Annotated in this window: 11 protein-coding genes; 4 read left to right on the top strand and 7 right to left on the bottom strand. The window is 44.9% G+C overall.

All coding sequences use genetic code 11. The features are described from left to right. Positions 1-3: 3 nt before the first annotated feature. The gene (locus tag H9L11_RS02110) at positions 4-267 is read right to left on the bottom strand and encodes a YfcL family protein (protein ID WP_017635933.1); all 264 of its coding nucleotides are present in this window, start codon (positions 265-267) and stop codon (positions 4-6) included. Between the two features lie 25 nt (positions 268-292). After that, on the bottom strand, positions 293-823 hold the full coding sequence (locus H9L11_RS02115; RefSeq protein ID WP_005380546.1) for an elongation factor P hydroxylase: 531 nt from the start codon (positions 821-823) through the stop codon (positions 293-295). A 332-nt stretch (positions 824-1,155) separates the two neighbouring features. Here H9L11_RS02115 and H9L11_RS02120 point away from each other — a divergent pair, with 332 nt between their 5' ends. Further along, positions 1,156-1,779, top strand: a complete 624-nt coding sequence (locus H9L11_RS02120) for a trimeric intracellular cation channel family protein (RefSeq protein WP_065274738.1) — start codon at positions 1,156-1,158, stop codon at positions 1,777-1,779. A gap of 223 nt (positions 1,780-2,002) precedes the next feature. On the opposite strand, the gene aroC is transcribed toward H9L11_RS02120, so the two are convergent. After that, positions 2,003-3,088 carry a chorismate synthase gene (gene aroC, locus H9L11_RS02125; protein WP_031780893.1) on the bottom strand — a complete coding sequence of 362 codons (1,086 nt, stop codon included), beginning with the start codon at positions 3,086-3,088 and terminating at the stop codon, positions 2,003-2,005. A gap of 180 nt (positions 3,089-3,268) precedes the next feature. After that, positions 3,269-4,201, bottom strand: coding sequence for a 50S ribosomal protein L3 N(5)-glutamine methyltransferase (gene prmB / locus H9L11_RS02130; protein WP_005380541.1), 933 nt, complete (start codon positions 4,199-4,201; stop codon positions 3,269-3,271). 62 nt (positions 4,202-4,263) lie between these two features. Between prmB and smrB the strand changes: the two genes are divergently transcribed. Continuing rightward, on the top strand, positions 4,264-4,794 hold the full coding sequence (smrB, locus tag H9L11_RS02135; protein WP_005380539.1) for an endonuclease SmrB: 531 nt from the start codon (positions 4,264-4,266) through the stop codon (positions 4,792-4,794). Between the two features lie 96 nt (positions 4,795-4,890). Here smrB and sixA read toward each other — a convergent pair whose 3' ends face one another. Then, entirely contained in the window at positions 4,891-5,355 is a 465-nt protein-coding gene (gene sixA / locus H9L11_RS02140; protein ID WP_005380537.1) for a phosphohistidine phosphatase SixA, read from the bottom strand. Between the two features lie 374 nt (positions 5,356-5,729). On the opposite strand from sixA, the gene H9L11_RS02145 reads away from it, so the two are divergent. Next, a complete protein-coding gene (locus tag H9L11_RS02145) occupies positions 5,730-8,507 on the top strand; it encodes an insulinase family protein (protein WP_047104372.1) in 2,778 nt (925 codons plus the stop codon). Positions 8,508-8,674: 167 nt separating this feature from the next. Beyond that, positions 8,675-8,929 (top strand): hypothetical protein, encoded by a 255-nt coding sequence (locus H9L11_RS02150; RefSeq protein WP_047104370.1) that lies wholly within the window; start codon positions 8,675-8,677, stop codon positions 8,927-8,929. A 62-nt stretch (positions 8,930-8,991) separates the two neighbouring features. On the opposite strand, the gene fadJ is transcribed toward H9L11_RS02150, so the two are convergent. Then, positions 8,992-11,103, bottom strand: coding sequence for a fatty acid oxidation complex subunit alpha FadJ (gene fadJ, locus H9L11_RS02155; protein WP_047104368.1), 2,112 nt, complete (start codon positions 11,101-11,103; stop codon positions 8,992-8,994). Further along, positions 11,103-12,410 carry an acetyl-CoA C-acyltransferase FadI gene (gene fadI / locus H9L11_RS02160; RefSeq protein WP_047104366.1) on the bottom strand — a complete coding sequence of 436 codons (1,308 nt, stop codon included), beginning with the start codon at positions 12,408-12,410 and terminating at the stop codon, positions 11,103-11,105. The genes fadJ and fadI overlap by 1 nt, the downstream gene beginning before the upstream one ends. Positions 12,411-12,990: the final 580 nt, after the last annotated feature.

Here is a 12,990-nt window from a genome sequence, read left to right on the forward strand (position 1 = left end):
GGACTAAGCCTGAGCCTGGAGCTCCTGCCACAAATCACTGACAATCACGCGATCGGCCGGGCTTAACTCGGTACGCGCATTTTCTAAGCTGCTCTCAATGCGTGACTTCAGCTCAGTAATATCGCTAATCCCTTCTTCTTCACAAGACGCCGCGGATAAAGAGATGTGACCACGTAAATAACCACCAGCAAACAATTCATCGTCAGATGCTGTTTCAATTCGAGCATCAATCAGTTCCAGTAGTTTTTCTTCAAATTCAATAATCATGGTGTATCTCTGAGGTTATTAGTGGTTATTTAACGCAAAAGTCCGACGCTTCCAGTGGCTTAGTTTGATAAAATGCGCGCAGGGCATCAGAAAGCATTTTCACTCGCAAAGGCAAGCCAACGTCCAAAATACCTAGCACTTCTTTATGCACTTTTTTCATAAAGCCGAGCCTATCTGGTTCAAAATCGCCGTGTAGATTGTCACAACTCACCGTAAAAGGGAAGCCAGCGCTTTGTGCCAGAATCCATTCATAAGCTTGAGGTCGCACTTCAACTTTCTCAAACTCCGCTTGAACTTCTGCTGTTCGCCCATCGGGTTCATACCAATAACCAAAATCTTCCAGCAAACGACGCTCTGGACCAGCCACACACCAATGCGAGATCTCGTGTAAAGCAGAGGCGTAAAAACCCCGAGCAAAAATAATCCGATGATGAGGGTGTTCATCATCAGCAGGAAGATAAATAGGCTCATCACCACCTAACTCTAATTTCGTATTAAATTGTTCTAAAAAGGTGTCATTAAAAATGGTGATTAAGTCTTGGTATTCGTGGGTCATCGTCGAGTTTGTACTTCAGTTTGACATGCGCTGCATATTGTCGCTGTTTTTAGCTATGAGGTAAAGGCAACCCCACATTTTTGGTTATTAGTTGAATTTATCTGAACATCGCTTTCTCCATACAATTTCTCATTCGTCAGCGTACTTATTTACCACTACACTCTCGCCTTATTTTGATGCCGTTCAAACCGCTATTTTTAAGCCGTTTGATTACAAGCATGTTGCTGGTTTTAATCACTTTTTAAGAGAGATAGAACCGTTTGTAAGTGTTGTTACTTCGCCTACGCTGATTCTCGTAGAACGTAGTGACTTTTTACGTTGAGTGTTTCCCTATGTTGCTAAGTGTGTTGTATATCATTGGTATCACGGCTGAAGCCATGACAGGTGCGTTAAGTGCTGGTAGAAGAAAGATGGACTGGTTTGGTGTTATGTTGGTGGCCAGCGCAACGGCCATTGGTGGTGGCACCGTACGTGACATTCTATTAGGCCACTACCCTCTTGGTTGGGTAAAAAACCCAGAGTTCCTTGCAATTACGTGTGTTGCAGGTGTGCTAACAACAGGTTTAGCGAAATGGGTGATTAAGCTAAAAGGCCTGTTCATTCGCCTTGATGCGTTAGGTCTAATCGTATTCAGCATCATCGGAACAAAAATTGCGATGGGCATGGGCTTGCACCCTGGTATTTGTATGGTTTCAGCGTTAGTAACGGGTGTATTCGGTGGGCTACTTCGCGACTTAATCTGTCGCCAAACACCATTGGTACTGCATGAAGAGCTTTACGCTTCTGTCGCTCTTATCGCATCAGGAATGTACTTAGCGCTATTAGAATTCAATGTTCCCGAAGTCACTGCCACTATTATTACACTGGTTACTGGTTACATGTTGCGTATGGCTGCGGTACGCTTTAAGTGGCGTCTGCCTTCTTTCCATTTGGAAACCGAAGGCTCGATTCATTAAGCAAAAACTACTTAAACAAAAAAGGTTGCCTGATAAAATTGTGCCACCCGCGATTCAGTGAGTGGCATAATTTTATATTCAGTCATCCTGAACAGCGACGAAGGAGCATGATTCAGGATCTATTATCCGAGCACTCTGTTGTCAGAGATGTTTCTTTCTCTTTTCATCGTGCTGAAATTAGATTCCTAGTCTCGCTATAGCTCGCTAGAATGACACAAAGCTCTTAAATCTTCGGTGTTTCAGTTGTTACGCCATGGTTTTGACCACGGTGGCGTAGTAAATGATCCATCACCACAATTGCCAGCATCGCTTCTGCGATAGGCACAGCACGAATACCCACACATGGGTCATGACGACCTTTGGTGATCAACTGAGTTGGTTCACCTTCTTTTGTGATGGTCTCACCCGGCACAGTGATACTTGATGTTGGCTTAAGCGCAATGTTTGCGACAATGTCTTGACCAGTCGAGATACCACCAAGAATGCCACCCGCATGATTACTACCAAAACCTTCAGGAGCAAGCGTATCACGGTGCTGACTGCCTTTTTGGTTTACCACCTCGAAACCGTCTCCGATTTCTACGCCTTTCACCGCGTTGATGCTCATTAGTGCGTGCGCGATGTCTGCATCCAAACGGTCAAATACGGGTTCCCCAAGACCAACAGGCACGTTAGTTGCCACAACCTGGATTTTTGCGCCAATAGAGTCGCCTTCTTTTTTCAGGTCACGGATAAGTTGGTCAAATGCTTCTACTTTGTCAGCATCAGGGCAGAAGAATGCATTGTTCTCGATTTCGTTCCAATCTACCTTGTCGATAGATACATCACCCATTTGTGACAAGTAAGCACGAATCTCAACACCAAACTCATCTTTTAAGTATTTCTTCGCGATTGCACCAGCAGCCACACGCATTGCGGTTTCACGAGCTGAAGAACGGCCGCCACCGCGATAGTCGCGGATGCCGTATTTTTGGTGGTAAGTGTAATCAGCATGACCCGGTCTGAACTTATCTTTGATGTCAGAGTAGTCTTTTGAGCGCTGATCGGTGTTTTCAATTAGCAAACCGATCGATGTGCCCGTGGTTTTGCCTTCAAAAACGCCAGAAAGAATTTTAACTTCATCCGGTTCACGACGTTGTGTGGTGTAACGTGATGTGCCTGGACGACGGCGGTCGAGATCGATTTGTAGATCTGCTTCTGTAATTTCCAACCCCGGAGGACATCCGTCTACGATACATCCCAGTGCGATACCGTGACTTTCCCCGAATGTCGTCACTCGGAAATGTTGTCCGATACTGTTTCCTGCCATTACTTCCTCAAGTTTTTATCGCCACGCTCTCTCAAAACAGAGCATAGCTGCTTTCCAATTCTTCGTGGATTCATAGTGGCTTTATTACGTTTTGATGTAAAGAGTTAATATCGGCGAGGTATGCATAAAAAAAACACCGAGCATAAAGCTCGGTGTTTTGATGTTTAGTGCAAGACTCTATTAGTCTTTGTACAGTTTAAACTCTTCTGCACACTCAACCAGCTGGTCACGCGTTAGCATAAATACACCATGACCGCCGTTCTCGAACTCAATCCAAGTAAATGGAATCTCTGGGTACTGTTCCATCATATGAATCATTGAGTTTCCGACTTCACAAATAAGAATGCCGTTATCTGTTAGATAATCTGGCGCGTTAGCTAGAATACGACGCACAAGTTTTAGACCATCCGTACCCGCAGCTAAACCAAGCTCAGGCTCATGCGTGAACTCATCTGGCAGGCTGTTCATGTCTTCTTCATCCACATATGGTGGGTTAGACACGATTAGATTGTATTTCTCTTTTGGAAGATCACGGAACAAATCAGAGCGAATTGGGAACACTTGCTGCTCCATACCGTGATCTTGTACGTTTTGCTCAGCCACTTGTAGAGCATCTGTAGAGATGTCGATCGCATCCACTTCTGCTTCAGGGAAAGCGTGCGCACAAGCAATCGCGATACAACCAGAACCCGTACATAGGTCCATGATGCGCGTAGGTTCTTCCACCAACCAAGGTTGGAATTCCGCTTGAATCAATTCGCCGATAGGAGAACGTGGCACAAGTACACGCTCATCGACGAAGAACTCAAGACCGCAGAACCATGCTTTGTTTGTTAGGTATGCTGTTGGCGTACGCTCGTTGATGCGTTTTACTACGCGCTCAACAATACGCAGACGCTCGCTTGTCGTTAGGCGAGAGTTCAATACGTGCGGAGGCACATCAATCGGCAAGTATAAGGTTGGCAGGATAAGCTGAACAGCTTCATCCCACGCATTATCAGTACCATGACCGTAAAACAGGTTCGCTGCATTAAAGCGGCTTACCGTCCAACGAATCATATCTTGAAGGGTATGCAGTTCCGATACCGCTTCTTCTACAAAAATCTTATCCAAAATTGCCTCCGAAAAGCGCTACAATACTGCCAATAAAGTTTATTAATGAAATTGTTTACCTAATGAGCAAAAAAGACACCGAGAACGATGACGATTTCGCCTTGTTTCAGGAAGCAGTACAGGGCGTAAAAAAGTTGCGACAGGATACCATAATCCAGCAACCAAAAAAAAATACTAAGCAAAAAGAAATCAAGCGCTCCAACCGTGAAGCGAGTGACTCTGAATTTTACTTTTCAGACGAGTTTGTCCCTCTATTAAACGATGAAGGTCCAACTCGTTATGCACGTGACGACGTCTCCACTTATGAAGTCAAACGTCTACGTCGTGGCGTGTATGTACCGGACGTGTTCCTCGATATGCACGGCATGACACAGCAAGAAGCAAAACGCGAGCTTGGTGCGATGATAGCCTATTGCATCAAAAACGAGATTCATTGTGCGTGTGTGCAACATGGTATTGGGAAACACATCCTGAAACAGAAAGCCCCACTTTGGTTAGCACAGCATCCTGACGTTATGGCTTTTCACCAAGCGCCACTAGAATTTGGTGGTGATGGTGCGTTGTTAGTGTTGCTTTCAATTCCTGAAAAGTAACAAGCTTGCTGTAGACACGACGAAACGAAAAGGCAGGGATCTCCTGCCTTTCTTATTCGGTCTCTAATTTGCAAACGCTTATTTTGGTTTAGACACTTATGGCGTAATATGCCATAGCACTTCACCATTTTGTGTTTGTAAATCATATTCAATGCACACTAGGCCTGATGTAGGAAACATCGGAGGTGTCATGTCTTTTACAAACTCTGAAGTCAGATAACCGACCAAAGGCAAATGCGATACGAACAAAAGCGAGTCCAATTGTTCGACTTCGATTAACGCACTTGCGAAATCGAAGACATGCTCGGACTGGCCATAAGGTGTAATATCTTCACAAGTTTCAATGCTTTTTGCAGAGAAATACGCACTGATCTCTTGCCAAGTTTGTTGAGCTCTAATGTACGGACTCACCAACACTTTATCGAATTGCGCAAAACCCTGTTCTTTACAGGCTCTAGCAACCGCTTCTGATTCGACTCTGCCTCTTGGGGTCAATTGTCGTGCTGCGTCTGAATCTGCAAAATGCTCGGCTTCACCGTGACGCATGATGAATATTTTCATGTTATTTCCTAGGGATAGCTAACGCTACCAAAAGGTTGACTGCTATCTTTATTAGATAGACGGGGCTAACTTTAACAATGACGAAACAAAAATACTGATATAATTATCTGTTCATTATACCAATTCGCTTGTTAAAGATAGCGACTTTCTTAACAATCTATTAAAAGAATGTACTCAGTTCATCACACTATTTAACTGTGCAATGAGTTCAGAGCATTCACTCAAACAGTTCTTCCCCATACGCAAACGCGATGGGCCTGTGCAGAAGTCTACGAATAACAAAAATACGGCAAGCAGTATTTGTCGAAACGCAAACTTTGCGCCCCCCGCGAGGGGAGCCTAAATTACTGTAATGCGAAATCTGGAGACGCATCGTGCATCTAAGTCCTAACGATTCAAATCAATACCGCTACATTACCTTGAGCAATGAACTGCGTGTACTGCTGATTCATTCCGATACAGCTCAACAGTCGGCAGCTGCTCTGGCAGTGAACGTTGGACACTTCGACGACCCAAACGATCGCCAAGGTCTGGCACACTATTTAGAACACATGCTTTTTTTGGGTACGGAAAAATACCCTAAAGTGGGCGAGTTTCAAAGCTATATTAGCCAACACGGTGGAACAAACAACGCTTGGACTGGTACAGAGCACACTTGTTTCTTTTTCAATATTGCTCCAAATGCCTTTGAAAGTGCCTTAGATCGATTTAGCCAATTTTTTACCGCACCTTTGTTTAACGAAGAAGCATTAGACAAAGAACGCCAGGCTGTCGACTCCGAATACAAGCTCAAACTCAATGATGATTCTCGTCGCCTGTATCAAGTTAACAAAGAAGTCATCAATCCAGAGCACCCGTTTTCAAAATTCTCTGTCGGAAACTTAGATACTCTTGGCGACCGAGATGGTAAATCCATCCGCGACGAAATTGTGGAGTTTCACCACTCTCAGTATTCCGCCGATTTGATGACACTGACTCTATTTGGGCCACAGCCGCTCGATGAACAGCAAGCTTGGGTAGAAGCCATGTTTGCCGACATCCCAAATCACCATCTTCGTGGAAAATCGATTGATGTACCGATCGGCACTGAGGAAAGCACGGGCATTTTGGTTCAAGTCGAGCCGCTCAAAGAGTTCCGTAAACTGATTCTCACATTCCCCATGCCAGGAATGGATGCGCATTATAGCGTGAAGCCACTCTCCTACTTTGCTCACCTGTTGGGTTATGAAGGAGAAGGCAGTTTGATGCTTCAACTCAAAGAAAAAGGCTGGATTACTTCTCTCTCAGCGGGCGGCGGCGCGAGTGGCAGTAACTACCGAGACTTTACCGTAAGCTGCACCCTGACGCCAAACGGCTTAGATCATGTTGATGATATCGTTCAAGCAGTTTTTCAATACCTCTCGATGATCAAACAAGACGGGTTAGATGAATGGCGCTATCTCGAAAAACAAGCGGTATTAGAATCGGCTTTTCGCTTCCAAGAGCCATCGCGCCCAATGGATCTCGTCAGCCATCTGGTGATCAACATGCAGCACTATCAACCGGAAGATACGGTTTATGGTGACTACAAAATGGCGGGCTACGATGAGGAGTTACAGCGTTCATTGCTGCGATACTTAACCATCGATAATGTACGCGTCACTTTGATTGCTAAAGGCCTGGAATACAACCGTACTGCCGAATGGTACTTTACCCCGTACTCCGTCACACCTTTTAGTGAAGACCAACGTCGTTTCTATCAACAAATCGATCCAAGCTGGCAATTCGTCTTACCGGAAAAGAACCCTTATATTTGCTACGATCTCGACCCCATGCCACTCGAAAATGGTGATTCACTGCCAGAGTTGATTGAGGATCTCGAAGGGTTTCGGCTGTGGCATTTGCAAGATGACGAATTTCGCGTGCCCAAAGGTGTCGTTTATGTCGCTATCGACAGCTCTCATGCCGTTGCATCACCAAAGAACATCGTCAAAACGCGCTTATGTGTAGAGATGTTCCTCGATTCGCTAGCAAAAGAAACCTATCAAGCAGAAATCGCAGGGATGGGTTACAACATGTATGCTCACCAAGGTGGCGTGACCTTAACCCTCTCAGGGTTCAGTCAAAAGCTGCCTCAGTTGCTAGAAATGATTCTGCACCGTTTTGCTTCTCGAGATTTCAGCCCTGCTCGCTTTGAAACCATCAAACAACAATTGTTACGAAACTGGAGAAATGCTTCACAAGATCGCCCTATTTCGCAGCTGTTTAACGCACTTACTGGGTTACTTCAACCCAATAACCCGCCTTTCGCAACCTTAGTCGAAGCGCTAGAAGAAATCGAAGTCGATGAACTCTCGGTATTCGTAGAATCCATTCTTGCAGAACTGCACGTTGAAATGTTTGTTTACGGAGACTGGCAACGCCAGCAAGCCCATGACATGGCTACGACCTTGAAGGATGCTCTAAGAGTTAACGAGCAACGTTATGAAGAGGCACTTCGTCCGCTCATTATGCTAGGTAAAAATGGCAGTTTTCAACGTGAGGTGCATTGTAATCAGCAAGATTCAGCAGTCGTTATTTACCACCAGTGCGAGGATATTGAGCCTCGCAGTATCGCGCTATACTCATTGGCCAATCACCTTATGTCGGCAACGTTTTTCCACGAAATCCGTACCAAGCAGCAATTAGGTTACATGGTAGGCACTGGCAATATGCCGCTAAATCGTCACCCTGGTATTGTACTGTATGTACAGTCACCTAATGCAGCACCTGCCGAGCTGGTTACCTCAATCGATGAGTTTTTAAATGCCTTTTATATGGTGCTGTTAGAGTTAAACGATTACCAATGGCACAGCAGTAAGCGCGGCTTGTGGAACCAAATAGCAACGCCGGACACCACACTTCGAGGACGGGCTCAACGTCTTTGGGTTGCGATAGGAAATAAGGACACTGAGTTTAACCAACGTGACAAGGTACTGGCGGAGTTGAAGAAGCTGACGCGCGCAGACATGATTCGCTTCGTTGTGAACGAATTGAAACCTCGTACTGCAAATCGTTTGATCATGCACTCTCAAGGTCAAGCGCATTCGGAGGCTCCGCGCATCCATCTAGGACAAGAAATAGGATCGATTGAAGAGTTCCAACTTCGGCCAAAAGATTGCGGCTTGGGGTGATCTAGTTGCGCAGAAATAAAATTGTCGATTACTAGAATGAACCTACAAACCCATGAGGTTGTCGGTCTCATAGATTGAATCGGCACCATAATTGGCAGAAAATTGAAATTGCGCCATTGCGGCTTATGCTCTAATTACCAAACTAAAAATAACTTAATGAGGTAATCATGAAAAAAGCACTTTTACTTGTGGCTCTTATACTGCCATTGGCATCTGCTCACGCTGAAATCTCAGTCAAAGGCGATGGTTTCGAACTAAGTGACGACTGTGTGCGCCTTAGTGGAGACAATGTATCCATCAAATCAGATGATTGCTCTTCAAAGCAGTGGAATGATAAAGACAAAAAAGGTAATAGCAGCATTCATGGGGACGACAACCCTGGTAAAGGCCACAATAAAGATAAGAAAGACAAGAAGAAGTAACCATTTCTTCTTTATGAAAAAGGCTTGCCACTGGCAAGCCTTTTTCTCTACCGAAGCAACGTTTAATAGAACGTTGTCCCTTCACCAGCTCGAGTAAGCAAACCATCACATGGCGCGTAACGATCGCCATATTTCGATGCAAACTCATTCATTTTCTCTACGAGCTCCTTAATACCAAATTGGTCCATGTAACGGAACGGGCCACCCAAGAACGGTGGGAAACCAATACCAAATATCGCGCCAATATCACCGTCACGTGGCGAGCGAATGATGCCATCATCCAAACAACGTACCGCTTCATTCAGCATTGGCAGCACACAGCGCAACGCAATATCGTTATCGCTTAGCTTAGATTCAGGGTCGAGCTTAAGCAGTTTGTAAACCGATTTGTCGACATCTTTCTTCTTGCCCTTGTAAGTGTAAAACCCCTTACCACTCTTGCGTCCTTTACGTCCATCATTTAACAAGATATCAAACACATCCGGCCCTTTGAATCGGTCACCTAACTCATTAACCAGGATCGGCATAATTTTCGCGCCAATGTCGACACCAACTTCATCCAACAAGGTAATCGGGCCAACAGGGAAACCAAAATCAAGCAACGCCGTATCAATCTTTTCGATCGGTTCGTTAGCCAACAAAATATGCGCCGCTTCGTTCATGTATGGAGCAAGAATGCGGTTCACGTAAAAGCCCGCTTTGTCTTTCACTACGATCGGGGTTTTACCTTGCTTCTTAGCAAGTGCAACAACTGTTGAAACGGTTTCATCTGACGTCGTTTCATGCGGAATCACTTCCACCAACGGCATTTTTTCTACCGGGCTGAAGTAATGCAAACCCACTACGTTTTCTGGACGCTCCGCTTTTTCTGCAATTTTGTGGATAGGCAACGAAGAAGTATTGGTCGCAAAGATAGTTTCTGTCTTAGCGTTCGCTTCAATGTCCGCCACCATTTTTTGCTTAAGATCTAGGTCTTCAAAAACGGCTTCAATTACGACATCAATATGATTAAAACTGGTAAAGTCGACACCACCAGACAGTTGCAGCATTTTCGCTTGCAGGTCGGCCTTGGATAGAATGCGACGTTTGCGCTGTTTCTCAAATAACTTGTAGTTGTAGTTGAGCGCGTTTAAAACGCCATCGTTGCTAACGTCTTTGATGCGAACAGGTACTTTTGCTTTTGCAACAGACACATGGCTGATTCCGGCGCCCATCAGACCACCACCAAGCACACCAACTTTATGAACTGGTGCTGGTTTCGCATCCGTGCCATTTTCTTTCTTCATTTCTGTTGTGGCAAAGAAGATCGAACGGAGCGCTTTTGACTCTGAGCTCATCACAAGCTCACCGAAGCGCTTCGCTTCAAGTTCTTGACCTTTAGCGAAGCCTTTCTCTAAGCCATGTTGAATAACTTCTAGAATTGCAACCGTTGCTGGATAGTTACCACGGGTTTTTTGATTCGTTTTCTTCGCAGCTTGCTCAAATACAAACTTGCGCCCTAGCCCGCTACCAGACATCACCTTTTCTTTCGTCGATAGCTTTTTCGTACCCTTGTTTTTACCTTTGTCGATAAACTGTTTTGCTACGTCGAGCAAAATGGTGTCCGGCACACAGGCGTCCACAACGCCCAGTTTTTTAGCTTTCTTCGCACGAAGTTGTTTACCCGTCAGGATCAAGTCCAACGATGGTAACAGGCCAATCAAACGTGGCAGACGCTGAGTACCACCAGAACCTGGCAATAAACCAAGTTGTACTTCTGGCAGACCTAAACGCGTTTTGTCAGAATCCGTACAAACACGATAATCACATGCAAGAGCCAGTTCTAAACCACCGCCCAAACATGGGCCATGAATAGCCGCAACGACAGGATAAGGTAAGTCCGATAGCTGCTGGAATAAATCCTGACCTTGCCTTGCTAAGGCTTCCGCTTCACTTGCTGTGGTGCATGCTTCTAGCATTCGAACATCAGCACCCGCAACAAAATTGTCCGGTTTTAGGGAGTGGATGATCATCCCTTTAATACCACTGGAGTCTTTTAGCTGAGCAAAAATTTCTTTCATTTCGTCAGCAAAAGCCGCCTGCAGCGTATTCATTTTTTCATTAGGAACATCGATGGCTAACCAAGCAATATTTTGCTCATCAACCTTTAGACTAAATGCTTTTTGCTCGCTCATTACTCAACCTCCAGAATCATTGCCGCACCAAGACCACCAGCAGCACATGCGGTATTCAATGCAATACCACCGCCACGGCGTTTTAGCTCTCGTAGGGTTTGCGTCATCATACGCGCACCAGTCGCAGCAAATGGGTGACCATAAGCAATTGATCCGCCAAGCACGTTGAACTTATCCATATCAATTTCACCAATCGCTTTTGAGCGACCAAGGTTTTCTTGAGCAAACTTATCGGAAGCAAACATCTTCACATTCGCCAATGCTTGAGCAGCAAAGGCCTCGTGCATGTCGATCAACGTCAGGTCTGACAGTTCCAAGCCTGTATTTTCAAGCACTTTCGCTGTGGCATAAGTCGGCCCCATCAGCATGTCCTTTTCCACGCCGATAGCAGAGAATGCATAACCTCGGATGTAACCAAGGATCTCCATTCCGAGCTCTTTCGCTTTACCTTCTCGCATCAACATCACTGCCGCACCACCATCAGTCAATGGCGTACTGTTCGCTGCCGTAACACTGCCATACTGATGATCAAACGCAGGTCGCAATTTCGCGTATCCCTCAACCGTTGAGTCATGACGGATATTGTTGTCTTCCGAAATCCATTTTTTGTATGGTTCAGGGAAAGCCGTCATCACTTCATCTTGGATTTTTCCTTCTTTCCAAGCCTGAGAAGCCAGCGTATGAGAACGATGTGCAAGCGCATCCTGTTCTGCGCGAGAAATACCATGTGTTTTAGCCATTTGCTCTGCAGTTTGTCCCATGGATAAACCCGTAGAGTACTCTGCTACTGCTGGTGGCACTGGCATCAGGTCTTTAAAGCTCAAGTTTTTGAGGATACTAAGCTTCTGACCCATTGTTTTTGTCTTACTAAGAGCAAGCAGATTAGCGGCCAGTTTCTTTGATACGCCAATAGGCAGGACGGAAGAAGAGTCTGCACCGCCAGCAATACCAATATCGATGGTTCCCGCCATGATGCTTTCTGCGACATTAACCGCCGCTTGAAAACTCGTCGCACACGCTCGAGTCACACTGTAAGCATCAGTATGGATGTTCATACCGGTGCCTAACACGATTTCTCGTGCGATGTTTGGCGCTTCAGGCATTTGTACTACTTGTCCAAATACCACTTGTTCGATTAGCTTCGGATCAATATCTGTTCGAGCAAGCATTTCGCTTACTACCATTTTCCCTAAATCGACCGCTGGCACTTGGCTAAATTCCGTGCTTTGACGAGCAAAGGGAGTTCGAAGCCCCGCGACAATAGCGACACGCTCACCATTGCGTGTTTTTACTTCCTGCTTGCCCATTGTTTCTCCTTAAATACAAGAGGTCTGACCTGAGGCATTGTAATGAATTTGTTAAATTTATCAAACGTGCGTTTAAATAAACGTGAAGCAAGTAGTTCAATTACTCTACTTCTTTGATTCTTATGCGATTACTAATGGTTAACTATAGAGAGTTAAAACGGTAAGAGGTATACGGAAAGTAAAATCGAAGCAAAAAAAAACCACACATAACTGTGTGGTCGGAATATCTATAAAACAATTAACTTACGCCAATTGAAAAGTAATCAGTTTCCTGATTAGGAGAAAGTAAAGTCAGCCTTCAAAAGGAAGTGTCATCTTGCTCAACATGTTAGTCGCAATGACTAACGAGATGACAAGGTGTACTATAACCCCTTCACTGCTTGATATTTTGAAATAGATCAATTTTATAGTGATTTTACGAGTTTTAAGCTCACCTAGAGCGATTATTGATTCAAAACAATTCAAGAATCCACCATCAGAAGTCCCTTTTAATGCTCCATCGAGTGAACTTATCCAAGCCATTGATTACTAATGATGATATTGTTAACAATATATATCAATTCGTGTTCGATGATATCTG

The organism is Vibrio sp. sp1, from assembly GCF_016920955.1.
Lineage (GTDB): Bacteria > Pseudomonadota > Gammaproteobacteria > Enterobacterales > Vibrionaceae > Vibrio > Vibrio alginolyticus.

What these genes read in the sequence shown, in the direction of transcription:
- H9L11_RS02110 (WP_017635933.1), bottom strand. Translation starts at nt 267, where the DNA reads ATGATTATTGAATTTGAAGAAAAACTACTGGAACTGATTGATGCTCGA.
- H9L11_RS02115 (WP_005380546.1), bottom strand. Translation starts at nt 823, where the DNA reads ATGACCCACGAATACCAAGACTTAATCACCATTTTTAATGACACCTTT.
- H9L11_RS02120 (WP_065274738.1), top strand. Translation starts at nt 1,156, where the DNA reads ATGTTGCTAAGTGTGTTGTATATCATTGGTATCACGGCTGAAGCCATG.
- aroC (WP_031780893.1), bottom strand. Translation starts at nt 3,088, where the DNA reads ATGGCAGGAAACAGTATCGGACAACATTTCCGAGTGACGACATTCGGG.
- smrB (WP_005380539.1), top strand. Translation starts at nt 4,264, where the DNA reads ATGAGCAAAAAAGACACCGAGAACGATGACGATTTCGCCTTGTTTCAG.
- sixA (WP_005380537.1), bottom strand. Translation starts at nt 5,355, where the DNA reads ATGAAAATATTCATCATGCGTCACGGTGAAGCCGAGCATTTTGCAGAT.
- H9L11_RS02150 (WP_047104370.1), top strand. Translation starts at nt 8,675, where the DNA reads ATGAAAAAAGCACTTTTACTTGTGGCTCTTATACTGCCATTGGCATCT.
- fadJ (WP_047104368.1), bottom strand. Translation starts at nt 11,103, where the DNA reads ATGAGCGAGCAAAAAGCATTTAGTCTAAAGGTTGATGAGCAAAATATT.
- fadI (WP_047104366.1), bottom strand. Translation starts at nt 12,410, where the DNA reads ATGGGCAAGCAGGAAGTAAAAACACGCAATGGTGAGCGTGTCGCTATT.